We start from the raw sequence: 24,249 nt of genomic DNA, 5'->3' as shown, positions 1-24,249 counted from the left end.
TGCCGATGCAGGTCGATAGCGCTTTTTCGCCGTTTCTTCGCAGCAAGCTGCAGCGTCCCCGCGTCGTCGCCGACTTCGTGGCGCGTGACGAACTGCAGCGCCGCCTTGAAGACGCAAGCATGATGCCGTTGACGGTGGTTGCCGCACCGCTTGGCTACGGCAAGACATCGCTCGTTGCGCACTGGCTCGAAGGCCGCGTCGGCCGTGCCGCCTGGCTGTCGCTCGACGCCGGCGACAGCGAGCCGCAAGCCTTCATCCGTTGCCTCGTCGCCGCCGTACGCAGCGCATTGCCCGGCGCCTGCAGCGAGACGTTTGCCTGTTTCGCCGCGCAGCCGTTGCCGCCACTTGCCGTCATCGCTGCCGTCCTGGGCAACGAACTCGACGATCTCGCCGAGCCCCTGATCCTCGTGCTTGACGATCTCCATTGCATTGAGAACCGCGCGACGTACGCGCTGCTCGACCGCCTGCTGCTGCGGCCTCCACACCATCTGCACCTGGTGCTCATCGGTCGCCGCGACCCGCCATTGTCGCTCGGGGCATTGCGGGTACGTGGGGCGCTGAACGAGATCGGCCCGCATGATCTGCAATTCAGCCGGCAGCAGGCGGCGGAGATCATCGAGCGCGGCGCCGGCAGCGAGGTCAGCGCCGCTGCCGTGCAGCGGCTGCACGAGCGCAGTGGTGGCTGGCCGGCCGGTGTTCGCCTGGCGACGCTGGCACTGCGACAGCGGGGTGCCGCTGCCGATCCGGCGGCGGGCTTTGCCGGCGGCGCGCCGATGGTCGGGCAATACTTTCAGGACGCGGTCCTCTCGCCGCAGCCGGAGGCGGTGCGCGCACTGCTGCTGCGCACGGCGCTCGTCGATTGTTTCTGTGCCTCGCTCTGCGATGCCCTCGCCGCCGACGCCGCTGGCGACCAGGACCTCTCCGGAACCCGTTTCATGGACTTCGTTCGCAGCGGCAGCGTCGTCGCCTGCCCGGTCGACGGCGCTGGCGAGTGGTATCGCTATCACCCGCTGCTGCGCGAGTTCCTGCAATGCCGGCTGGCGGCGCAGATGGACGTGCCAGCGATGCAGCAACTCCACCTGCGGGCCGCGGCCTGGTTCGCCGAACATGACCGCCTGGAAGAAGCGGTCGGTCATGAACTGGCCGGAGCGGGCGCCGCGGCTGCCGGGCACCTGCTCGCCGCTCAGCGCGACAGGCTGCTGCAGCACCGGCAACACCTCCGCCTGGCTCGCTGCCTGCGCCTGTTGCCAGCGGACGCCGTCGAGGCCGACCCGGAACTGCTGTCGCTGAAGGCATGGCTGCTGCATCAGCAGGGTCGTCTGTTGGAGACGGCAGCGGTACTCGATCGCATCGAGGTCCTGCTCGAACGTGCCGGCGCCCAGGCGCAGGTGGCGGCGCTGGTGCGCGGCCGCCTGCTGGCGCTGCGCAGCATGCAGGGCTACCTCGAAGGCAGCGGTGAGGCGGCGGCCCGTTGTGCCGCGCAGGCGCTCGCCAGCCTTCCCGCCGAATGCATTGACGAACGCGTCGTCGCCGAGAGTGTCATTGCCGGAGCGCGGCAGCTGGCCGGCGACCTCGCCGGCGCGCGGCAGAGCATCGACGAGGCGCTGGCGCAGGCGCCGGGTCCGATCGCACGCTGCCAGGCACCGCTGCTGGCAGCGCGCTGTTTCATCGACTGGATGGCCGCTGACCTGTCGGCGCTGAACCTGGTGGCGAGACAGGACCAGCGTGTCGCTGGGGCGCCATGGGACAGCGATGACGGCGGGTTGCGAGGCTACTTCCTTGGCCTCGTGCAGTATCAGCGCAACGAGCTTGCGCTGGCCGAGCAGACGCTGCTGTCGGCGCCAGCGACGGCGGTGGGGCAGCGAACGGAGCACTCGTTTCTCCTCGCTTCCGTCTGCCAGGCGCTTGGCCAGGCCAGCCGGGCGAACGCGATCATCGATGCGGCCTGCGAACACCTGCGGCAGCAGGATGACCTGCACGCGTTGCAGCGGGCGTACGCCTGTCGCGCCGAACTCGCTCTGCGCCAGGGACAGTTGGCGCTGGCGAGCGCCTGGGCAGCCAGCTTCGATCCGGGGCCGCTGCACTTTGCCTACCACTTCTCGAGCGCACCGCACCTCACGCTGGCGAAGGTGTGGATTGCCGAGGGTAGCAGCGAGGGCCGTGAGCAGGCGGCCCGCCTGCTGCAGTTGCTCGAGCGCGAACTGGCGGCACGGCACAATATTCGCTTTCTCATCGAGGTGCTGGCGCTGCAGTCGCTGCTGCAGTACGGACTGGGTGACGAGGCCGCGGCTGCCGACCTCCTCGGACGTGCCGTCGCGCTGGCGCAGCCGGGCGGTTTCGTCCGCCTTTTCGTCGATCTCGGACAACAACTCCTGCCCCCCCTCAGGCGGCTCAAGCTCGACCGCAGCGATTCGCGCTATCTGGGGCAGATCCTGGCGGCATTCGACGACGACTGGCTGGCGTGCAGCGGCCGTCAGGAACCGCGGGCCGACCTGACGCGCCGCGAGTTGAAGATTCTCAAGCTCCTCGCCGTCCGCCTGAGCAACGTCGAGATTTCCGAAGAACTGTGCATCTCGCGGGCGACGGTCAAGCGCCATACCCAGAACATCTACCGCAAGCTGCGCGCATCGAGCCGGCGCGAGGCGGTCGTCCGCGCACGGACCCTCAACATCCTTCTCGACGCCTGACGCGAGCCGCCGCGGCGTCAGCCTGACCGGCCGTCGGTCGGCGTCCGGGGGATGCGATCCGCGGCCTCCGGGACCCTTTCGCGGCTGCCCAGGCGGCATGTGACCTCGGGTTTCGTTGACCTTCGTCAGAAAATGGACCATTCAAAAAAAAATGGCCCATTTCATGGCCCTTTCCGAACCCTCTGCGCCTTGCCGCTTTCCGGCGAACTGGCATAATCAACGGTTATGCACAGGTTCATCGACACGTTTACAGGAAAGGCGGCGGCATGCCATCGGCACCAGGGCGGGTGATCGCCGTCGTCTCGCAAAAGGGCGGAGCGGGCAAGACGACGGTTGCCATACAACTCGCCGGTGGCTTCCACGCCATCGGTTCGTCGGTTCTGCTGGCCGATCTCGATCCGCAGGAAAGCGCCTTCCGCTGGGCGGAGTCGGTATCGCTGCTCGATGCGGATATGCAGCTTGACGTGCGCAAGATGTCGGGCCTGGAACTGATCAAGCATGTTGCCGAGTTGCAGCAGGAGGCCGACTACGTCGTGCTCGACACGCCCCCGTCGATCTACCATCCCTCGACTCTGGCGGCGCTCGCCGTCGCGCACCTGGCGATAGTCCCGGCGGTGCCGAGTCCGACCGACCTGTGGTCCACGCTGGCAGTGGAGCGCCTGATCCTGAATCGGATGGAGCAAAGCCATCGCCTGCACGGCTGCATTCTGCCGAATCGCGTGCAGAACACGGCGCTTGCCAGCGACGTGCTCGAACTGCTGCACGAATTCACCTTGCCGATTCTCGACGCGATGCTCTGCCAGCGCAACGCGTACGCGCAGAGCGCGGTCATCGGCGCCTCGGTCTTCCAGCTCGGATCGGGTGCCGATGCTGCGCAGAAAGAGGTTCGCAAGCTGGTTTCTGCGGTCCTTCAACAACTGGGAGAGCATCGATGACCACATCCTCGAACGGCAGCACTGACAACAAGACCGCCCTGCGCGCCAGCCTGAAGAAGGAGGACGCCTCGCTTGCCGAGCGGCTGGTGGCGACCGAGGTGCCGCTGGTACCGCCAGCGCCACCGGCGGCGACGCCGACCGCTGCACCGGCCGCGCCTGCCGCGAGCGGGACCGCAGTCCAGAAGGCAGTCAAGGTTGCTGCCAAGCCGGCGGCGAAAGCGCCGGCCAAGGGGAAGGCGGCGAAGGAGACGGCGGCGAAGACGGCGAAAGCAAGCAGCAAGGCGGCGGTCGCCAAGACGACGGAGGCCAAGTCGACCGCCGCCCGCAAGGCGCCGGCGGCCAAGCCGGTTGCGGCGGCGAAACCGGTCAAGGCTGCGAAGCGGTCGCCGGCGGCGAAGGGCGCGGTGATGCCCGAGGCGGCGGCAGCGCAGGCCGCGTCGCCGGTCGCTGCCGCGGCTGCGAGTGCCGCGGCGGCAGGGCGCAAGGCAAAGGATGAGAAGCCGGCGGCCGCTGACCGGCCGGGCAAGGCAAGGAGCGGCGTCGAGGCGGTCGTCAGCGCTGCCAGGGAGCAGGTCGCCGGCAAGGCCGCGAAGCTCGAGGCGGCAGTCGCCGAGATTGACCGCGCGGCGCGCGAGCAAGTGGCGAAGAAGGCGGCGCAGGTCGGCGAGGCGGTGCAGGAGGTCGAGAAGGTTGCCCGGGAGAAGCGCGACAAGCTGGTGCGCTATTCGGTCGAACTGCTGAAGAGCGAAGAAGCCGCGATCGAAGCGCTGCGCGCCGAGCTGGCGCAGGCGGCAGGCTGGGCGGCGAGCAAGTCCGACATCCTGCGTGCCGGGGTGCGCCTCTTCGCCGAGCAGAAGGTCGAACAGATGAAGGAACTGCTGGCTGGCCTGGCCGATGCATCGAAGAACAAGAAGAAGGGCTGATGCCGGGCGGCGATGCGAATGTCGGGATGCGGGTTGCCGGGAGCTGGATGATTACATTTACGTGCTGGGGCCGGCGCAGGGCCGGTGTCGTTCTTTTTTTGTCAAATGGGGCTCATGAGAGCTGTCAACCAAGGGAGGTCGTATGTTTAGTAGTTTGATGCCGCAACGCAAGGAATTCTTCGAGATGCTCGCTGCACACTCCGAGCAGGTGGTCGCCGGGGCCAACGCAACCCTGCGCCTGATCAACAGTCTGGGCGACGGGAAGACCGACCTCGCGGCCCTCGTCAAGGAAGTCAATGATCACGAGCAGACCGGTGACCAGATCAAGGCGAAGGTGATCGAGCGGCTGCATCAGTCGTTCACGACGCCGATCAACCGCGATCAGATCCACTCGCTGATCGACGATCTCGACATGACGCTGAACGTGCTGCAGAGCGTCGCCAACGCCGTCGGCATGTACAACATCAAGCAATCGACGGTCGAGGCGCGCGAACTGGCCTCGCTCAGCGCCGATGCCTGCATGCGCCTGAACCGGGCGGTTGCCGCCCTGGCCGACAAGACCCGCGGTGCCGAAACGCTCAATCTGTGCAAGGAAGTCGAGGAGATCGAGTCGAAGGCCGACAAGGTGCAGCACAAGGCGATCTCCGCGCTGTTCCAGGAGGGGGCCAACGTCTGGCAGACGATGAAGCTGCGCGAGTTCTACTCGCTGCAGGAATCGGTCCTCGACTGCTGCCAGGAAGCGGCGAAGATGATCGAAGAGATCCTGATCGAGAATTCGTGAGAGGGTGCCGATAATGGAAGGCCTGACTATGAGCATCTGGACGCTCGGGCTGCTGATTGCAGTAGCCCTGGCGTTCGACTTCATGAACGGGTTTCACGACGGTGCGAACTCGATCTCGACGATCGTCGCCACCGGCGCGCTGACCCCCAAGCAGGCGGTTCTGTTCGCCGCCTTCTTCAACTTCGCCGCGCTCTGGGTATTCCAGCTCAAGGTCGCGGCGACGATCGGCAAGGGCACCGTCAATCCACAGTTCGTCGATTACTACGTCATCTTCGGTGCGCTGATCGGGGCGCTGGCGTGGAACATCATCACCTGGTACTACGGCATCCCGTCGTCGTCGTCGCATGCGCTGGTTGGCGGCCTCGTCGGTGCGACGGTGACCAAGTCGCAGTCCGGGGCGCCGATCGTCTGGGAGGGTTTCGGCAAGATCCTCGCCTTCATCATCATCTCGCCGCTGGTCGGGATGCTGATCGGGGGGTTGCTGATGGTGCTGGTGGCGTGGATCTTCAAGAACAAGTCGCCGCACCAGGCCGGCAAGTTCTTCAAGAGTGCGCAGCTCTTCGCTGCCGGCGCCTACAGCCTCGGTCACGGCGGCAACGACGCGCAGAAGACGATCGGCATCATCTGGCTGCTGATGATCACCGCCGGCGTGGCGACCAAGGATCAGTCGACGCTGCCGATGTGGGTCGTCTATTCGTGCTACTTCGCGATCGCCTGGGGAACCTACCTCGGTGGCTGGCGGATCGTCAAGACGATGGGTACCAAGATCACCAAGCTCAACTCGATCAGCGGTTCGTGTGCCTCGATGGGTGGCGCGATCACGCTCGGGCTGGCGACGCTCGGTGGCATTCCGGTATCGACGACGCACACGATCACCGGCGCGATCATCGGTGTCGGTGCCGCCAACGACGTCAAGGCCGTTCGCTGGGCGATCACCGCCAACCTGTTCGTCGCCTGGGTACTGACGATTCCGGCTTCCGGACTGATCGCCGGTCTCTTCTGGTGGATCGGCACCAAGTTCCTGTAAGCCGGCAGCAGATCGTCCGGGTTGCGCCGCCCCGGCAACGGGGCGGCCGGATATCCGCCCGGCCGGAATGAACCGAAGGTCGTCAGCACAGTCATTCAAGGGAGTTATGCATGTTACCGAAGCGGAAAGAGTTTTTCGACCTCCTTGCTGCGCACAGCGAGCGGGTCGAGGCAGGTGCCAACGCGCTGCTGCGGCTGGTCAGCAGCCTGGGGATCAGCACGCAGGAAGTTGCTGCGCTGGTCGAGGAAATCAACATGAACGAGTCGAGTTCGGACAAGATCAAGGCCGACATGATCACGCTGCTGCACAAGGCCTTCGTCACGCCGCTCAACCGTGACCAGGTCTACCAGTTGACGATCGACATCGACCGCATCATGAACACGGTGCAGGATGTGGCGATGGCGGTCAGCGACTACAACATCGCCGAAGCCAGCAAGGCGTCGCACGAACTGGCGGCGATGACCGTCGATGCCTGCTCGCGGCTGGCACGCGCGCTGGCTTCGCTGAACGACAACGCGCGCAGCCAGGAAACGATGAACCTCTGCCGCGAGATCGAACGCATCGAGGAGAAGTCGGTCGCCGTCATGTACCAGGCGATCAAGGCGCTGTACGACGCGGAGGGCGACGACGTCGCCGCGATGCGCGCGCTGCGCATGCAGGAACTGTATGCACTGCAGGAGAAGGTGCTGCGGGCGAGCAAGAAGGCGGCACAGTCGCTCGAGGGGATCCTGCTGCAAACCGCCTGAAGCACGGCGGCGGGCCGCGGTCGTCAGGTGGTGGCTGCCGCGGCCGTTCGACATTTCCGGTCGCCGGCGTGTCTGCCGCCGCGCCATGCGGTGCGGGCTTCGCGGATCGGCAAGACAAGACGCCCCGGCAGCGGGGCGTTTTCCTTTCCTGTCATTCGTTGCGAACCGCCAGCGCGCAAGCGCTCGCCGCCGACACACCGAGCTGCCGGCGGGCAGCGCCGCCAGCGATCACTTGATCAGCGTCACGGGCAGGTCGCTGAGGTGGAGAACCCGGCTGCTGACCGATCCGAGTACGACGCTCGACACCGCGCCGAGACCGCGGGTTCCCATGATGATCGCGTCGCAGCCGCTTTCGCGGGCCACGCGGGCGATGGTTTCAGCCGGCGGACCGATTTCGACGACGGGTGTGACGGCAATGCCGGCAGCGTTGAGGATTTCGCGATCCGCCTGCAGGATGTCGCCACCATGGCTTTCCTCGATCGCCTCGACTTCTTCCTTCTTCAGAACGCTACGCACGCTCCAGGTGTCGACTTCCGGCTGGACGTTGAGCAGGACGGCTTCGAGCGACGGGTGAATGCTGGCGAGGGTGACGACGTGCCGGACGGCGCGGTGAGCGGCGGCGGAGCCGTCGACGGGGACAAGGGCCTTGCGCATGGCGAATTCCTCCTGCGGACGCGGTTGCCGAAAGTCGTGTTGACCAGTCGGAAGCAAGCGGGCAAGTCTACTATGGAGTTTTTCCCGGCGCGAAGAGGTTTCGTCATGTTCAGAGCGATTGCCCGTCCCGTCGGTCGGCGCCTGCTGGCTGGCTTCGTCGTCCATGCGCTGCTGGCACCCGCGGCGCACGCCGGCGAAGGACCCCTCGTCTGGGGCGTGCCGCTCGATTTCATTCTCTTCGCCGCGACGCTGCTCGGGGTGGCGATCTTTCATCGTCACGTCCTCAAGGTGGCCCTCGGCGGGCTCGCGCTGATCAGTGTCTACAAGATGCTGGTCACCGGTTTCAAGACCGGCGACGGGTTGTCCGGGCTGACCGCGCACATGGCGCATGAATGGGTTCTGCTGGCCAATCTGCTGTGCCTGCTGATCGGTTTCGCGCTCCTGGCGCGGCACTTCGAGGACAGCGGCGTGCCGGAGGTGCTGCCGCGGCTGCTGCCGGCGAACTGGCTGGGTCCTTTCGTCCTGCTGCTGATCATCTGGCTGCTGTCGGGCTTTCTCGACAACATCGCCGCGACGCTGATCGGCGGGACGGTTGCGGCGAGCGTCTTCAGGCGCCGCATTCACATCGGCTATCTGGCGGCGATCGTCGCGGCAGCGAATGCCGGCGGTGCCGGCAGCGTCATCGGCGACACGACGACGACGATGATGTGGATCGCCGGGGTCAGCCCGCTCGAGATCGCGCCGGCCTACCTTGCCGCGGCGATCGCCTTGCTCATCTTCGGTCTTCCGGCCTCGTTGCAGCAGCACCGGCACCAGCCGATCGTCGGTGATCTGCACTCGGCGCGGCACATCGATTGGGCTCGGGTGGCGATCATCGCTTGCATGTTGCTCGCGGCGATCGCGACCAACGTCACCGTCAATGTCTTCTTCAGCGACGCGGCCGCCCATTTTCCCTTTCTCGGTGTTGCCGTGTGGGTGGCGCTGCTGCTGGCGGTGCCGCTGCGGAAACCGGAGTGGAGCCTGGTTCCCGAGGCGTTCAGGGGCTCGCTCTTCCTGCTGGCGCTGGTCGTCTGTGCGTCGATGATGCCGGTCGAGAAGTTGCCGGCTGCCTCCTGGCTGACCACTCTGGCACTCGGCTTCGTCTCGGCCGTCTTCGACAACATCCCGCTGACCGCGCTGGCGCTGAAGCAGGGCGGCTATGACTGGGCGTTTCTCGCCTTCGCCGTCGGTTTTGGCGGCTCGATGCTCTGGTTCGGTTCGTCTGCCGGCGTGGCGCTGGCCAACCTCTTTCCCGAAGCCCGCTCTGCCGGCCGCTGGCTGCTGCATGGCTGGCATGTCCCGCTGGGCTACGCCGGCGGCTTCTGCGCGATGCTCTGGCTCACCGGATGGAGCCCGGGGACCGAACTGGCGGCGTCGCTCGGCAATGCGCCAGCCGCTGCTGCCGAGCCGGCGCGATGAAGTCGGCGATGGCGGAAACGGCGGGCGAGCGCTTCATCATCGCGCCGGAGGAGAAGCGACGGCGCTGGATTCGCGCCGGCCGGGGCCTTCTCTCCTGACTCCTCGCCGGCGCTGCGGCAGCTGTCCAACTTGTTGAGCGGGCAGCTGTTCCTGCGCCAGGCGGTGGGCATTGCGAGCCGCTGGCGGCCCCATTTCGTCGCGCGTTCGGATTACAATCGGGACTCGTCCGGCGGGTCTGCGAACAGGTCACTCTGATGATTGTGACCGTAGCCGCCGCCGATCTGGTCAGGGCTCGCCCGTCGCCTGCTTTTCGGCCCATTTGTTGGTGCGTTGGCAAGGAGAGAGGAAAGCACATGTTGTCCACCAACCCGATGGCCGCGCTGTTCGGCAAGTCGCCATTCAAACCGCTGCAGCAGCACATGCGCAGCGTGATCGGCTGTGTGCGTGAGGTGCCGCCGCTGTTCGAAGCGCTGATCGGCGGTGACCAGAGGGAGGTCAATGCACAGAAGGTCCGCATCTTCACCAAGGAGAACGAGGCGGATGCGATCAAGAACGAGCTGCGCGTCCATCTGCCCAGGAGCCTTCTGCTGGCGGTGGACCGGCGCGACCTGCTCGAACTGCTGGCGATACAGGACTCGATTGCCGACGTCGCGCAGGACATCGCCGGCCTGCTCGTCGAGCGGCGGATGGAGGTTCCGGAGGGAATGGCCGAACCGCTGACCCGTTTCGTCGCACGCTGCGTTGCCGCCTGTGAGCAGGCGCACATGATCATCGAGCAGCTGGACGAACTCCTCGAGACGGGTTTCCGCGGCCGCGAGGTCGAGCGGGTCGAGGCGATGATTGTCGAGCTCGGCCACATGGAGACCGACACCGACCTGATGGGGATCTCGCTGTCGCGGGCGCTGTTCGCGCAGGAGGCCAGCATCAAGCCGGTGTCGGTGATGTTCTGGTATCAGCTGATCCAGTGGCTGGGCAACCTCGCCGATTGCGCCGAGAAGGTCGGCGATCGCTTGCGGGTGATGATTGCCCGCTGAGTCGCGCAGGTCTGCGCCGGGAGGACGAAGGCCAGGCCATCCCGGGCCCGTTCGGCAGCCGCAGGTTTCGCTTCGTGGTCTTCTCCCGAGGATCTCTCGTTGAGGGTTTCGGACGATGGAAATCATCGAGCAGCATTCGACGATCTTCTATGTTCTGGCGTTTGCCTTTGGCCTCTACATGTGTTGGGGCATTGGTGCCAACGACGTCGCCAATGCCATGGGAACGTCGGTCGGTTCCGGATCGATCACCGTCCGGCAGGCGTTGGTCCTGGCCGCCATCATGGAATTCGCCGGCGCCTACCTGGCTGGTGGCGCGGTGACGGCGACGATCTCGAAGGGCATCATCGATGGCAGGCTCTTCGAGCCGGCGCCACATCTGCTGGTGCTGGGCATGATCGGCGCGCTGCTCGCTGCCGGCGTCTGGCTGATGATCGCGACCATGCGGGGCTGGCCGGTATCGGTGACGCATTCGATCATTGGCGCGGTGTGCGGCGTCGGTGTGGCTGCGCTGGGCTTCGAAGCGGTCAACTGGGACAAGATGAGCGAGATCGTCGCCAGCTGGTTCGTTTCGCCGCTGTTGGGTGGTATCGTTGCCTGGGCCTTGACGCTGAGCATCCGCAAGTTGATCTTCAACACCGAGAACCCGATCGCGCAGGCGCGCAAGTGGGGGCCGATGTACGCCTTCCTGGTCGGCTGGATCGTCTCCCTGGTGACGATCACCACCGGGCTCAGGCATGTCAACATCCTTCTCAGCGACTCCGAAGGCCAGGCTCTGTCGGTCGCAATCGGCGTGCTGCTGGCGATCGCTGCCCGACTGATGATGAACCGGATCAAGCTGGATGAGGTGGACGATCGCAACTTCCACTACGCGAGCGTCGAAAGGCTGTTCATTCCGCTGATGGTGTTCACCGGTGCGGCAATGGCCTTCGCCCATGGCTCGAACGATGTCGCCAACGGCATCGGTCCGCTGGCCGCGGTGGTGCAGATCATCGAGACCAGGTCGGTGTCGTCGCAGTCGGCGGTGACCCCGTTCATGCTGTTCATCGGCGGCATCGGGATCGTCGCCGGTCTTGCGACCTATGGCTACAGGGTCATGGCGACGATGGGTCACCGCATCACCGAGCTGACTCCGACACGCGGCTACTCGGCGACGATCGCCGCTTCGTTCGTGACGGTTGCGGCGTCCGGCATGGGATTGCCGGTATCGACGACGCACATCGCGGTGGGCGCCGTGATGGGTGTCGGCGTCGCTCGCGGCATCGGCGCACTCGACCTGCGGGTGATTGGCGGCATCCTCCTCTCGTGGTTCATCACCGTTCCCGTCGGTGCCATCCTCGCCGCGATCAGCTTCCACATTCTGAGGGCCATCTTTGGCTGAGACGATTGACCGGCCGCATGGATCGTCCGTCGCCACTGCCGACGGGGTCGCGGCAGAAACCATGATCATGCCGCGCGGCAGCACCGAAGCGATCGCGTCGCTGCAGATCTTCAAGGGGATCAGCTTCCCCGGCGATATCCGCTTTCGCCAGATCCTCGTCACCGGACCGCCGGGAGCCGGCAAGAGCACCCTGATCATGCGGCTCGGCGGCTGGTCCGAGGAAGGCTATCTGGACCTCGGCCGCAAGCACTGGTGGCGCTCGGAGATCCTCGCCGTGCGCCCGCGCGAGATCCACATCGGGCTGCCATTCGTCGGCCTGGACGAGGCGGTCTCGGTTTTCGACGCGCAGTTTCTCGATCGTGACCCGTTGCCGCAGGTCGACTTCGACCGCATCATGCTGCCGCCGCGCAAGCGCTTCGTCTTCACGGTCGACTGGTATCGGCGCTACGTGTTCGAGTTCCTCCTGCCGCCGGCCAAGCTCGTCTTCGAGCGCCGCCAGATTCGCGCGCGACACAGCACGCATCCGGTCGACGCCCAGCTCAGCCTGGCGATCTGCGCGTCACAACGCGAGATCTTTCACCAGCTGGCGGTCTTCATGCACGCCCAGGGGTTCCAGGTCTACGTCCGCGAGGGCATCGAGAACCCGCCGCTGCGCTTCGTCGAGCCGACATCCAGGCCATGAACACCATTGCCTCGCGTCGACCACTGACTCTGCACGGTCTCTGGTTGCGGTTGAAGGCGATCGCCGCCTGGCTGGGTTTCGGCTGGGGTCACAACCTCAGGCTCGGCGACACCTACCGCCTCGGCAGCAGCAAGGTGCGCGTGCCGCTCGACAGCGGGCCGATCGAGATCAGCCTCGGAATGAACGACAAACGCCTGCATCTCTACCCGGAGATGCGCCTCAACGAGCGTGGCAAGGCGGTTCGCAACGGCAACTTCATCATCAGCGATCCGAGCGCGCATCCCGGCCGGATCGGCGGCTTCCTCCGTCTGACGCCGAAATCGTGGGTGTCGCTGGGTTCGGCGGATGCCCTGCAACAGGCGGTCTTCGACTATCCCGCGGCGGTCGATGACGAGCACCTGGTCGTCATCCACAGCCGCGACGCCCTCGTCTTCCGCAACCTGAGCGATGCCGGGGCGGCGATCGGGCCGGCGGTCGTCGCCGATATCAGCGCGGCGCGCGGCAGTCGCTTCCGGCGCCTGCGCCAGGTTCTCGGTGGGCCGATCGGACTCCTGCCGCCGACCGCTGCGCTGGAACTGATCCAGGAGGTGAACGGGCTGATGCGGAACGACGCGTACCGTCCGCGGAGCGATCTCGGAATGCCCGGCGGCCTGCTGCTGCTGCCCCGATCGGTGACGCCGATCCTCGTTGCCGACATGCACGGCCAGGTCGACAACCTGCTCACCGTGCTGAGCCAGAACGCCTTCCTCGACGCGATCGAGGACGGCAGCGCCGCCCTGGTCATCCTCGGTGACGCGGTCCACTGTGAAGTGGACGGGCACTTGCGCGAGATGCAGAGCTCGATGCTGCTGATGGACCTGATCTTCCGCCTCAAGCTGCGTTTTCCGCGCCAGGTGTTCTACGTTCGCGGCAACCATGATTCGTTTTCCGAGGACATCGCCAAGGATGGCATTCCGCAGGGGCTGTTGTGGGCGAAGGAACTCAGCGACCAGCGCGGTACCGCCTATCTGCGCGCCATGGAGGAGTTCTACCGCCTGCTGCCGTACATCGTTTCTTCCGACGATTTCGTCGCCTGTCACGCGGCCGCGCCGAAGACGACGGTCAGCCTGCCGATGCTGGTGAACATTCACCGCCATCCGGAACTGATCCTCGAACTGATCAACAACCGCCTGCGGCGGCCGAACCGGCCGCAGGGCTACAGCCGCGGCGACGTCAAGCGCCTGCGGCGCTCTTTGCATCTCGACAAGCACACGCCGTTCATCGTCGGTCACACGCCGATGGACCGCGAGGGCACCCTGTGGCTCAACGTCGATGGCATCACCAACCATCACGTGCTGTTCAGCGCCCATCCCGACCATGTCGCAGTGTTCACCCGCGTCGACGGCGTGCTGGTGCCGCTGGTCTACCCGGTCGATGCCGTCAGTGCGATCATCAACGGGCTGGAGGACGACGACGCTTGCCAGGTGGTCAGGAGATCGTCGCGGGCAGGCCGGGACGCCAGGCGCGCGTGAGCGCAGGACGGGACATGTGCGGTGCCGGAACTCCCGTTGCGCCCGCGGTGGCAGTTGCGCCGTCGCGTTGCGGCTGCGGACCGACGCGCGTGACACGGCGGCATGATGCGCCGGTGGTGCGCACGTCGGCGACGGGACGCACGGCGGCGGCTGCAGCCGTTAGAATGCTGCGCACTCTCTTTCCCGGGTTGTCGCGCCGATGAACTGGTTGCATGAACTCAGCTCGCTCGAGCTGGCCGCTTTCGTCATTGGCGTCGTCGCGCTGCTGTCGGTCGCCGGCGTCGCGCTGGTGGCGCCGCGTGTGCGCTCGTCAGGGCTGCACCAGCACTTCGACAACGGCACCATCGCCGGCCTGCTGTCGGCGCTGATCGGCGTCTACGCCGTCGCCGCCGGCCTGACGGCGGTCGCGGTGTGGGGCAACATGGTCGATGCCGGCAGCGACGTCAGCCGCGAGGCGGCGGCGATCGCCGTTCTCTACCACGATCTCGGCGGCTACCCGCCACCGCTGCAGCAGCAGGGCCGGCGGGCACTGGTCGCCTATACCAGGTACGTCATCAATGTCGAGTGGCCACTGCACCAGAAGGGGCAGCTGCCGCGCGACACCCTGCGCATCATCGAGAAGGCGCAGCGTTCGATCATTTCCTTCGAGCCCGTCACCGAAGGGCAGAAGATCGTCCAGGCGGCGGTTCTGCGCTCGTACAACCACCTCCTGCAGGCGCACTGGCAGCGGGTGCAGGCGGTGCGCGACACGGCGCTGCCGGCCGAGCTGTGGATCGTCGTCATCCTGCTCGGGTCGATCGCCATCTCGTCGTGCTTCCTGCTGCGCGTCGACAGTTTCGCCATGCATGCGACCGTGACCCTGCTGGTGGCGGCGCCGATCGCCCTCGTCCTCTATTTCATCGCCGTCAGCGACCATCCGTTCCAGGGCGGGATCAACGTCTCGCCGGCACCATACCGCGAGGTGCTGGAGAAGATGCTGCTGCTTGACGACGTCGAGCAGGGCGCCGAAGCCGCTGCCAGCGGAGCGGCCGTACCGCCGCAGTGACGCGCGCCTGCCGGCGCGGCTGCTGCTGGCCGGCAACGTTCAGCCGCGCCGGCAGGGAAAGTTCAGCACTTCCTGCAGCGAGCCGGCATCGACGGCGAGCATGACCAGACGGTCGAGGCCGAGGGCGACGCCGCTGCAGTCGGGCAGGCCGCTGTCGATGGCGGCGAGGAATTCCTCGTCGATCGGCACCGCCGGCAGCCCCAGTTCGCTGCGCCGCTGCAGGTCGGCGGCGAAGCGGCGCCGCTGTTCGCCGGCGTCGAGCAGCTCGTGGTAGCCGTTGGCGAGTTCGACGCCGCGAAAATACAGCTCGAAGCGCGCCGCCACCGGCTGCCCGTCGCGGTCGCTGCGCAGGCGGGCGAGCGCCGCCTGCGACGGCGGATAATCGATGACGAAGCACAGTTCGTCGCGGCCGAGATGCGGTTCGATCGCCTGGCTCATCAACAGTTCGAGCCAGGTGTCGCGGTCGGCATCGTCGAAGGCGGGGTCAAGCCGCGCCTGCGCGGCCTGGCGCAGCGCCGCGGTGTCGCAGGTGAGCGGGTCGAGACCGAGGTGTTGGCGGAAGAGGTCGCGGTAGCGGTGGCTGACGCAGCCCACCTCGCCGAGCGCCAGGCGGGCGACGGTGGCGACCTCGGCCATCAACCGTTCCGGCGTGCAGTCGACGCGGTACCACTCGAGCATGCTGAACTCGGGGTTGTGGCGGCGGCCGCACTCGTTGCCGCGAAAGACGTGCGCAATCTGCCAGATCGAGCCGCTGCCGGCGGCGAGCAGACGCTTCATCGCGTATTCGGGCGAGGTCTGCAGGTAGCCGTAGCCGGCGACCTCGATGCTCTGCAGGTGCGGATCGGTGACCGTCGCCGGGCAGAGCTGCGGCGTGTCGACCTCGAGCAGTCCCTCGGCGGCGAAGTGGCAACGGATGCGGGCGACGATCTCCGCCCGGCGCCGCAGGTTGGCGAGCGGCGCGCTCGCCTGCCAGGCGGGCGGTCGCCCCATCAGGGCGCGGCGGGCCGCGGCGTGCGGGCGGCAGCGATCAGGACTTGACGCGCGAGACGTACTCGCCCGAACGCGTGTCGCACTTGATGATCTCGCCCTCGTTGACGAACAGCGGCACCTTGACCGTCGCGCCGGTCGACAGGCGGGCCGGCTTGGTGCCGCCCTGGGCGGTGTCGCCGCGGATTCCGGGCTCGGTGTGGACGATCTCGAGTTCGACGAAGTTCGGCGGGCTGACGGCGAGCGGCGCGCCGTTGTACAGCGTCACGGTGCACATGTCCTGCTCGCGCAGCCAGCGCGCCGCGTCGCCGACGGTGTCGCTGCTCGCCTGGTACTGCTCGAAGTTCTCGGGTTCCATGAAGTGGAAGAACTCGCCGTCGCTGTAGAGGTACTGCAGCTCGCGGTCGATGACGTCGGCGCCCTCGAGCGAGTCGCCGGACTTGAAGGTCTTTTCCCAGACGCGGTTGGTCTTCAGGTTGCGCAGCTTGACGCGGTTGAATGCCTGCCCCTTGCCGGGTTTGACGAACTCGTTCTCGAGGATGGTGCAGGGGTCGCCCTCCAGCATCACTTTCAGGCCCGATTTGAATTCGTTGGTAGAATAGGTCGCCATTGGATTTCCTGGTGAGACGGTCAAGATCGATGAAGGGCGCCATGATAGCGCGAAGCCCGGCCAATTGGCAGGGGAGGGACGCTGCCGGCGAACCCTGGCAGGTGGCGATGCGGACCGTCATCGGCGACGTCGACGAACTGCTCGGCCTGCTCGGCCTGTCGCGCGGCGATGTCGACATCGACGACGCGCAGGCCTTTGCCCTGCGCGTCCCGCGCGCCTTCGTCGACCGCATGCAGCCGGGCCGCGCCGACGATCCGCTGCTGCGCCAGGTGCTGCCGCGGATGGCCGAGCGCCTGCCGCTGCCGGGCTTCTCCTGCGACCCGCTCGGCGAAGCCGGGGCGGTGCGGCTGCCGGGACTGCTGCACAAGTTCCACGGGCGCGTGCTGCTGATCGCCAGCGGCCATTGCCCGATCCACTGCCGCTACTGCTTCCGCCGCCATTTTCCCTACGCCGCGATGCAGCCGGCGCGCGCCGACTGGCAACGGGTCTTCGACTGCATCGCCGGCGACCCGTCGATCAGCGAGGTGATCCTTTCCGGCGGCGACCCGCTGTCGCTGCCGGACCGGCAACTGCAGTGGCTGGTCGAGCGCCTCGCAGCCATCCCGCAGCTTCGCCGGCTGCGCCTGCACAGCCGCCTGCCGGTGCTCATCCCGGCGCGCATCACGCCGCAACTGCTGCGGCTGCTCGGCGACTGCCGCCTGCCGACGAGCCTGGTCATCCATGCCAACCACGCGCAGGAACTCGACGACGGGGTGGCGGCCGCGCTCGCGCCGTTGCGCCGCGCCGGCGTCACGCTGCTCAACCAGTCGGTGCTGCTGGCCGGCGTCAATGACCGGCTCGACGACCTCTGCGCGCTGTCCGAGCGCCTGTTCGCCATCGGCGTGCTGCCGTATTACCTGCACCTGCTCGATCGGGTGGCCGGCGCCGGCCATTTCGCCGTCGCCGAGGAGCGCGTGCACGAACTGCACGCCGGCCTGCTCGCGCGCCTGCCCGGCTACCTGGTGCCGCGACTCGTGCGCGAAGTGGCGCAGGCGCCGTCGAAGGTGCCGCTGCAGTTCCCGGCCGCCGGCTGAGTGGTTGGCGGCGGCGGCGCCGCCGCGGTTGCCGCATCCGCCGTCACAGCATGCGCCGCCGCGGTTGCCGCAGCCGCCGTCACCGCATGCGCAGCCGCCGTTGCCGCGAGTGCGCGCTGCAGGCGCTCGCGCATCCTGCGCCAGTGGCTGCCCTCCCAGTAGATTCGCTGGCAGTCCTGGCAGCGGTGAAAGGAATCCAGGCGGTCGCGGACGCGCCCGGGCAGGAGGTCGCTCACCAGCCGCTTGGCGACCGGCAGGAGCCGCGCGTTGCAGACCAGGCAACGGGAAAAGGGCTGCACCCGGTCGGCGAGGTCGAGGCGGGCGACGATCTCGCGCAACTGCAGGTCGGGCTGCTGCGCATGGACATAACAGCCGTGGCCGATGGCGCGCCTTTTCAGCAGGTCGCGGTCGCGCGTCAGGACGACCCGCCCCTCCACCGCGGCGAGGCGTTCGATCTCGTCATCGGCGAGCCGGTTGCCATAGACCGTGTCGAAGCCCGCCAGCCGCAGCAGCCGCGCCAGCGCGCCGAGATGGGCGTCGGCGACGAAACGGGCGGCGGGCAGCGGCGGGCGCAGGCCGAACGCCAGGAACGCCGGATAGACCGCGACCCGGTCGCCGGCGCACAGCCGCCGGTCGAAGCCGGCCGGTTCGCCATTGACCAGGATCAGCGCCACCTCGGTATGCGGCACGCCGCAGCCCTCGATGAGGTGCTTGACCGGCACATCGGCCGCGGACGCCCATTCGAAGTCGCGCTGCCGGCGATCGGCGGCAATGAAATCGTTCAGTTCGGCGTAGAAGCGAAGGCTCACCATTGCCGGGACAGTATATCAATCAAGGCCCCTGCGACAGGAACGGCGATCGCCGGCCGCGGACCGGGATGCCGGCCGGCTGTCCCGGGCAGCGATCCGGAGCGTCGGCGCGCTGCGGTCGGGCGCGGCTGATGGGGCAGATGCGCGCTTTCGCTGGTCGGGCCCGCCGGCAGCCCGAGAGGACCGACGTTGCCGCGAACGGGAACACGCGCCGCATCGCCGGCATCGACGTGGTGCCTGTCGGGAGCGACGACCATGCGCGGGCGTGCGACTTGAAGCCAGAGGTGTGCGAGTTGACGCCAAAGGTGTGCGAGCCGTAGCCAGAGGCGTGCGAGTTGAAGCCAGAGGCGTGCGAGTTGAAGCCAGGGGCGTGCGAGCCGAAGCCAGAGGCGTGCGAGTTGAAGCCAGAGGCGTGCGAGTTGCAGCCAGAGGCGTGCGAGCCGTAGCCAGAGGCGTGCGAGCCGTAGCCAGACGTGTGCGAGCTGAAGCCAGGGGCGTGCGAGTTGCAGCCAGGGGCGTGTGAGCCGTAGCCAGGAGCGTGCGAGTCGAAGCCAGGGGCGTGCGCGTTGCGGCCTGGGCATGCCGGTCGGGTCCTGGAGTGAGACTGCGTGCCTCTGGCGGGCAGGGGCGAAAGCCTGTGCCTTGCCGGGATCGTCCGGCGGGTCGACCGGCCGCCCATGGCCATACCGCAATCGGCAACGCTGTAGGGCAGTGCCCGAGGTGACTTCCTCGCCTTGCCGCGCTGCAACGGCGTGCCCTTGTCGCCACGCCGGAGCGGGCCGAAGCGGGCACGCCGCCGCGGCGAGACGGCAGGCGGCGCCGGCGGTACCGCACCGGCGCGCGCAACTGTTACCCGGCTGCCTTCGTCGAAGTGGGCGGCGTCCCGCCGGCGGACTTCTTCGCACGTCGCGGGGCGCGGTCGATGTGGCTCGCGCTGTCCCAGGCGCGCATCCTGTCGGGGTTGCGGGCGTACTTGTTGTTCATGATCGCGTCGAGCTGCATCACCTCGGCCATTCCTTCGCGGATCAGGCGGCCGACGGCGGCGGTACTGGCGACACCGGTCTGGTCGTCCGACTGCATGTCGGCGTCGGCGGAGCGGATCGCGGCGATGTCGTCGGCGAGGTCGGCGACGAAATCCGCCGGCAACTCGTAGGCGACGAACTTCGCCACGACCGCCGGGTCGGCGAGTTCGCGCGCAAAGGCATCGGCGGCGGTGAGCAGCGCCTGCTGGGTCGGGGTGGGGGGGTTGCGGAAGCGGTCGGCGAAGCCGGGTTCGCCCGCGTCGATGGCGCGCGCCGTGCGGGCGATTGCCTGCAGATCGAGGCGCAGCGAATCGAACAGGACCTCCTTCGCCGTCGCGGAACCGCCGTTCTGTCGCGCCTTCTCGACATCGAGATCCGCGACGATCTGCGCCAAGCGCGCAAAATGCCCGGCCGCCTTGCTGCCGGCGGCAAAGTCCGCGGCATTCGCGTTGCCGAAAGTCTGCACACGGCCGAACATGTCGTGACGGCGAGCTTCCCGGTCATTCATGGTTGAATCTCCTGTAAAGGGTCATTGGCACGATTGCGGAATGGAAATTAGCGCGCCGCAGGCTTTCTGGCAAGACGAAAGAGCCAAGAAAAGCGCGGGCTCGGGTCGGGATGGTCCTGGTCACGGTGCCGACAGCGACGCGCACGCAGAATGACGGCTGCCGCCTGCGGTGGAAGCCCGCGGCGCAGCGCAAACGCCAGGGCTCGACTCCCGTGCCGAGTCACAACAGGACGCCGGAACTCTGGCCGCGCTCGGCAACCGCTCCGGCCCTCGCTCGGCTTCACCGACCGCGCGTATTCACGTGCGGAGCTTCGACATCCCTCTACCGCCAACCGAGCTGGTCGGCATCGGGGCGGGTGTGTTGCATCCGGATGCTGGTCCGGCCCTCAGACAACTTGCCCGATGTCTTGAGGCGCTGGCGCAGTTTGAACCGGTACCGGTCAAACGCCCCGCCCGGAAACATTGAGTCGCGTAGCGCGTGGAGATCACTGAATCACAGGCCTGTACAGGGCCAGAGTGCCGCTCGATGCGCTCTTCGGGCACACTCCGTTGTCGCCGCGGTCCCCTCCTGGTGGCGAAGCCTGCACATGGGAGTGTCAGCAAATTGCCGGAATCAATCCGACGATACCTGACGTGAGAGTGGCGACAGCCCCTCTGGTTGCGGCTCTTTGCGGGGCTGAGCTATAGTGTCGTCATTGGCGCTCGCCGGGCTGATTGCTCAGCCAAGGGGATTGCGAAGCGGGGAGGGCGCTGACGCAATTGCCGGAATTCTTAGTGGAGGGGCGCATGGCTTACCGCATTGTTCTGTCGAGTAATTTCGCTGTTTTTGTGCATGCGGGCAGAATGCCGATGCAAAGCTTTGCGTCGAATAGGCCTGCTACATCAGGTTAGAGCGAATCATGCACGATGACCCAGCGCTGACTACGCCGATTGGCCTTGCTCGATACGCCCATGATTTCTTTGATTCGTCGCGTGCCGTTGATGACCACTTTGCGAAGAAAGATGGTTTTGAGCTCGTTTCGCCAATGCCTGCTCTATATCTCATCGGGCATTCAATTGAGTTAGCGTTTAAGTCCTATTTGCTTCATCGCGGCGTAACTCTTCGCGAGCTTCGATCTAAGAGGTTTGGTCACGATCTGCACGCCTGTCAGAGAAAAGCAAGAGAGCTTCAACTTTTGAGCTTGGTGTCTTTCCACTCGGCGGAAGAGGCCGCGGTAGAGATACTCAACGATCTTTACTCAACCAAGCAGTTGAATTACATAGTTACGGGCATGAAAACCATTCCCGCATATGGCCTGCTAGAGTCGTTCTCCGAGAAATTGATCCGCGCTGTATCTAAAGAGGTTGGTTACACGGGGTTCAACAGATGATGGGTCGGCTTCGCTCTAACAATTCCGTCGAGAGGGACCGCCGACAAGCTGCGCTTGTGGGTTCCCTTCGCGGCTTCGCCGCTACGGCGGCCCCTCACGTCAAACGTTCGGCGTCTTGGCAGCAAAGGGGCAACCGATGACAGCAAGTGAATTTCTGGCTGACGCCAAAAAGCTGATTCTGATGTCTTGCGGGGACATCAATGCTCAAATGAATGAGCGGGAGGTTATTCACGCAACGACGTTTTTTTCTCTCGGTGTTGAGCGGCTGTTGAAGTTTGTCCTAGCCGAAGTGAACCCGGTTTTTGTCTTAACGAGCGGAGATTTCAAGAACGCTGCCCCGTGTCTCTACAAGCACCAGTTCGTAAATGGCGATCAGCATGGTGTGACATCAAGCAAACCAGATACCGACGTTGTGTCTTTTAGGGTTGCAATGCAGCGTGCGCTGATTTTTTCCGCTGGCGTAAAGGAAAACAGCCAGCTGTTGTTTTCGCTTGCAAACTATCGAGACATTCTTGCCCATCGCCCGCTGTCCGAACTAGACATCGTCAAGGCTAACCGCCTCTTAGCCAAGGACGGTTACAAGTTGCTGAACGACATTTGCTCTGAGCGGTCGTTATCGGTTCAAGAATTTTTTGGAACAGACCATGACCGACTTCGTGATCTAAGTCGGAAGATACAAAGCGAAGAAGATTTTTCGAGAGCGATGGCAAGTCGTATCGAGCAGCATAAAGCGCTTTGGCTTGGGAGAGAGTCGCAGCCAGAGTTCATAAAGCAAGCGAACGACATAACACGGTCCTTACTTGCCAGCTCTGGCCACGATTTCAGTTACGTTCCGTTTACATGCCCCGCATGTGCTCAAGAGGCCGTCGCCAGGATTGAGCCAGACTACGACTACGACCCTGCCGAAAAGACGTCTTACGTCACGGGAGTCTTCGTGGATAGCATCAACTGCTATTTCTGCGGCCTCAAACTGCAGGACTACGAGGAGTTGAACTACGTCGACGCCAATTCAATTTTTGAGGATGGCCGTGACCTCGTTTAGTTGTCGTAGACGCCGAACCCATCATTCCACCGGACCTACGCGAAAAGCCGCGCAGGCCGGTGAATTCAGACGTGTGCGCCGGGCATGGCGCGTTACTTCATAGGTGCAAGTCCTATGGCCAGGTTTTCGCAGAGCCGAAGGCAAGGAGAAGGGCAAGTGCGTCGCCGCGAGGCGGGGTGCGGAGGAAGCCCAATCCAAAGCTGCGGGGCGATGAACAAAAACCGGATATGAGGCGTGATGCATCCGGGGCGAGCGGGCACGTGACCGCGAAGCCCTCCATCTGCGGCTGGGGTGCATTTTGTAAATCCGGCGTCCATGCAGCGAAGGTAACGAGTCTTACCCCGGGAGGTCTCCCCGGTGCCTCAGAGCAACGAGGCTGGGCGTTGGGTGACTGGCGCTGAATGCCGTGGAGAAGTCAGCAGAGGGCATAGTAGGTGGCGCTTCCCACCGAAGGCCCGAACGATGAAAGACGAAGGACCGTGACGAAGAGAGACGGGATCGCATCTGACCACCTGCCCCTGCAGGCTGCGGCTACCCCGCAGGATGAACTCGTCGCTGGTTTGTCAGGGAAACCCGAGTCGATTCCTTCCCAAGCGTTGCTGGCCCAGGTACTGGATCGGGCCAATTTGCGACGCGCCCTGAAGCAAGTGCGCCAGAACAAGGGTGCGCCGGGTCTCGACGGCATGACCGTTGAGGCACTTCCGGACTACCTCCGACACCACTGGCCGGAAATCCGCGAGCAACTGGAAGCGGGCCGCTACCGTCCGCAACCGGTCAAGCGCGTGGAAATCGACAAGGCCGACGGGAAGAAACGCCCGCTGGGCATCCCGACGGTGTTGGACCGTTTCATACAGCAAGCCATCGCGCAAGTTATCTCGGCGCTATGGGAACCGCACTTTCACCCCCAGAGCTACGGATTTGTGCGGCTGCGCCGCATTCCGCTGCGCGGAACCAGCCTTCGGCTGTCCTGCGCCCTTCGGGCTGGTCGCCCGAAGCGCTCGGCCCACCAAGCCGTCCGCATCGTGCAGGCGAACATCCGTGGTGGCTTCAACTGGGTGGTGGATATGGACCTGCAAGCCTTCTTTGACCGGGTGAATCATGACCGGCTGATGACGCGCCTGAAGAGCCGCTGTCCGGACGCCGACCTGCTCCGCCTGATCAATCGCTTCCTGAAGGCTGGCGTGAGCATCGAGGGTCAGATACACCCCACGACGCTTGGCGTGCCGCAAGGCGGCCCGCTCTCGCCGGTGCTGGCTAACGCGGTGCTGGATGAACTGGATTGGGAACTGGAGCGGCGCGGCCACCGCTTTGCCCGTTACGCCGACGACTGCAACATCCTCGTCAAGAGCAAGCGTGCGGGTGAGCGGGTGATGGCCAGCGTGACACGCTTTGTCAGTGACTCGCTGCGGCTCACAGTGAATCCGCTGAAGAGCGCGGTCGATCGGCCCATGAACCGCAAGTTCCTGGGCTTCACGGTCAGTCGCAACGGTGCCAAGCTCAAGGTGGCCGACAAGGCCCTCGACAAGCTCAAGGACCGCGTGCGGGAACTGACCCGTCGGACGAGAGGCACCACCTTCGCCGCCGTCGTCGCAGAGCTTAGAGAAACCCTGCTTGGTTGGAAAGCGTACTTCGGAATCGCCGAAGTGCTGAGCCCTCTGCGCGACCTCGACAAGTGGGTACGACGCAAGTTACGCTGCTATCTCTGGAAGCAATGGGGTCGAGCGGGCTATCGGGAACTGCGCAAACGCGGCGTGTCTGTGCGTGAAGCGTGGCATACCAGCAAGTCCGCACACGGTCCATGGCGGGTGTCGCAGACGCCGGCCCTGTCGATCGCGCTCCCGTTGCGCTTCTTCGAACAAATGGGACTACCGAGCCTTGCGCCGCGGTAGGAATTTGCTTCATCGAACCGCCGGATACGTGACCCGTTCGTCCGGTGGTGTGGGAGGGGGAGGCCGCGAGGCTTTCTC

General features: G+C 65.7%; 20 protein-coding genes and 1 pseudogene. 16 read left to right on the top strand and 5 right to left on the bottom strand.

The features are described 5' to 3' along the window. The first annotated feature begins 5 nt into the window (after positions 1 to 5). The 6 genes from HT579_14225 to HT579_14200 all read left to right on the top strand — a co-directional run bounded on the left by HT579_14225 (position 6) and on the right by HT579_14200 (position 7,099). Positions 6 to 2,687 carry a hypothetical protein gene (locus HT579_14225; GenBank protein ID QKS29970.1) on the top strand — a complete coding sequence of 894 codons (2,682 nt, stop codon included), beginning with the start codon at positions 6 to 8 and terminating at the stop codon, positions 2,685 to 2,687. 266 nt (positions 2,688 to 2,953) lie between these two features. Then, entirely contained in the window at positions 2,954 to 3,622 is a 669-nt protein-coding gene (locus tag HT579_14220) for an AAA family ATPase (GenBank protein ID QKS29969.1), read from the top strand. After that, complete coding sequence (locus tag HT579_14215; GenBank protein ID QKS29968.1) at positions 3,619 to 4,545, top strand: hypothetical protein; 927 nt, start codon at positions 3,619 to 3,621, stop codon at positions 4,543 to 4,545. The genes HT579_14220 and HT579_14215 overlap by 4 nt, the downstream gene beginning before the upstream one ends. A gap of 142 nt (positions 4,546 to 4,687) precedes the next feature. Further along, positions 4,688 to 5,326 (top strand): DUF47 family protein, encoded by a 639-nt coding sequence (locus HT579_14210; protein QKS29967.1) that lies wholly within the window; start codon positions 4,688 to 4,690, stop codon positions 5,324 to 5,326. Between the two features lie 13 nt (positions 5,327 to 5,339). Next, complete coding sequence (locus HT579_14205) at positions 5,340 to 6,353, top strand: inorganic phosphate transporter (protein ID QKS29966.1); 1,014 nt, start codon at positions 5,340 to 5,342, stop codon at positions 6,351 to 6,353. Positions 6,354 to 6,463: 110 nt separating this feature from the next. Beyond that, positions 6,464 to 7,099, top strand: a complete 636-nt coding sequence (locus tag HT579_14200; GenBank protein ID QKS29965.1) for a DUF47 family protein — start codon at positions 6,464 to 6,466, stop codon at positions 7,097 to 7,099. Positions 7,100 to 7,327: 228 nt separating this feature from the next. On the opposite strand, the gene HT579_14195 is transcribed toward HT579_14200, so the two are convergent. Next, positions 7,328 to 7,753 carry a universal stress protein gene (locus HT579_14195; protein QKS29964.1) on the bottom strand — a complete coding sequence of 142 codons (426 nt, stop codon included), beginning with the start codon at positions 7,751 to 7,753 and terminating at the stop codon, positions 7,328 to 7,330. A gap of 171 nt (positions 7,754 to 7,924) precedes the next feature. On the opposite strand from HT579_14195, the pseudogene HT579_14190 reads away from it, so the two are divergent. From HT579_14190 to HT579_14165, 6 genes and pseudogenes are all read left to right on the top strand, one after another. Beyond that, positions 7,925 to 9,148 (top strand): annotated as a pseudogene (locus HT579_14190) (citrate transporter). Between the two features lie 416 nt (positions 9,149 to 9,564). After that, positions 9,565 to 10,245 carry a TIGR00153 family protein gene (locus HT579_14185; GenBank protein ID QKS29963.1) on the top strand — a complete coding sequence of 227 codons (681 nt, stop codon included), beginning with the start codon at positions 9,565 to 9,567 and terminating at the stop codon, positions 10,243 to 10,245. 115 nt (positions 10,246 to 10,360) lie between these two features. Beyond that, complete coding sequence (locus HT579_14180; GenBank protein QKS29962.1) at positions 10,361 to 11,623, top strand: inorganic phosphate transporter; 1,263 nt, start codon at positions 10,361 to 10,363, stop codon at positions 11,621 to 11,623. 61 nt (positions 11,624 to 11,684) lie between these two features. Continuing rightward, positions 11,685 to 12,305 (top strand): serine/threonine protein phosphatase, encoded by a 621-nt coding sequence (locus HT579_14175; protein ID QKS29961.1) that lies wholly within the window; start codon positions 11,685 to 11,687, stop codon positions 12,303 to 12,305. Beyond that, the gene (locus HT579_14170; protein ID QKS29960.1) at positions 12,302 to 13,816 is read left to right on the top strand and encodes a metallophosphoesterase; all 1,515 of its coding nucleotides are present in this window, start codon (positions 12,302 to 12,304) and stop codon (positions 13,814 to 13,816) included. Before HT579_14175 ends, HT579_14170 begins: the two co-directional genes overlap by 4 nt. A 199-nt stretch (positions 13,817 to 14,015) precedes the next feature. After that, positions 14,016 to 14,861: a DUF4239 domain-containing protein gene (locus tag HT579_14165; protein ID QKS29959.1), complete on the top strand. Its 846-nt coding sequence runs from the start codon at positions 14,016 to 14,018 to the stop codon at positions 14,859 to 14,861. 39 nt (positions 14,862 to 14,900) lie between these two features. Here HT579_14165 and genX read toward each other — a convergent pair whose 3' ends face one another. Both genX and efp read right to left on the bottom strand, forming a co-directional pair. Continuing rightward, on the bottom strand, positions 14,901 to 15,851 hold the full coding sequence (gene genX / locus HT579_14160) for an EF-P lysine aminoacylase GenX (GenBank protein ID QKS29958.1): 951 nt from the start codon (positions 15,849 to 15,851) through the stop codon (positions 14,901 to 14,903). A 37-nt stretch (positions 15,852 to 15,888) separates the two neighbouring features. Further along, positions 15,889 to 16,458 (bottom strand): elongation factor P, encoded by a 570-nt coding sequence (gene efp / locus HT579_14155; GenBank protein QKS29957.1) that lies wholly within the window; start codon positions 16,456 to 16,458, stop codon positions 15,889 to 15,891. Positions 16,459 to 16,499: 41 nt separating this feature from the next. Here efp and epmB point away from each other — a divergent pair, with 41 nt between their 5' ends. Beyond that, on the top strand, positions 16,500 to 17,531 hold the full coding sequence (gene epmB, locus HT579_14150; protein QKS29956.1) for an EF-P beta-lysylation protein EpmB: 1,032 nt from the start codon (positions 16,500 to 16,502) through the stop codon (positions 17,529 to 17,531). Here the strand turns inward: epmB and HT579_14145 are convergent. Both HT579_14145 and HT579_14140 read right to left on the bottom strand, forming a co-directional pair. Continuing rightward, positions 17,453 to 18,343 carry a Mut7-C ubiquitin/RNAse domain-containing protein gene (locus tag HT579_14145; protein QKS29955.1) on the bottom strand — a complete coding sequence of 297 codons (891 nt, stop codon included), beginning with the start codon at positions 18,341 to 18,343 and terminating at the stop codon, positions 17,453 to 17,455. The two genes, epmB and HT579_14145, sit on opposite strands and share 79 nt — an antisense overlap. Positions 18,344 to 19,189: 846 nt before the next feature. Then, a complete protein-coding gene (locus HT579_14140) occupies positions 19,190 to 19,870 on the bottom strand; it encodes a hypothetical protein (GenBank protein ID QKS29954.1) in 681 nt (226 codons plus the stop codon). An 899-nt stretch (positions 19,871 to 20,769) separates the two neighbouring features. Here HT579_14140 and HT579_14135 point away from each other — a divergent pair. The 3 genes from HT579_14135 to HT579_14125 all read left to right on the top strand — a co-directional run bounded on the left by HT579_14135 (position 20,770) and on the right by HT579_14125 (position 24,171). Further along, positions 20,770 to 21,240 (top strand): hypothetical protein, encoded by a 471-nt coding sequence (locus tag HT579_14135; GenBank protein ID QKS29953.1) that lies wholly within the window; start codon positions 20,770 to 20,772, stop codon positions 21,238 to 21,240. A 136-nt stretch (positions 21,241 to 21,376) separates the two neighbouring features. Further along, positions 21,377 to 22,282, top strand: coding sequence for a hypothetical protein (locus tag HT579_14130; protein ID QKS29952.1), 906 nt, complete (start codon positions 21,377 to 21,379; stop codon positions 22,280 to 22,282). 479 nt (positions 22,283 to 22,761) lie between these two features. Next, complete coding sequence (locus HT579_14125; GenBank protein QKS29951.1) at positions 22,762 to 24,171, top strand: group II intron reverse transcriptase/maturase; 1,410 nt, start codon at positions 22,762 to 22,764, stop codon at positions 24,169 to 24,171. Positions 24,172 to 24,249 lie beyond the last annotated feature (78 nt).

This window comes from Candidatus Accumulibacter similis (assembly GCA_013347225.1).
Taxonomy (GTDB): Bacteria; Pseudomonadota; Gammaproteobacteria; order Burkholderiales; family Rhodocyclaceae; genus Accumulibacter; species Accumulibacter similis.
This window is presented reverse-complemented; position numbering and strand designations above follow the sequence as displayed.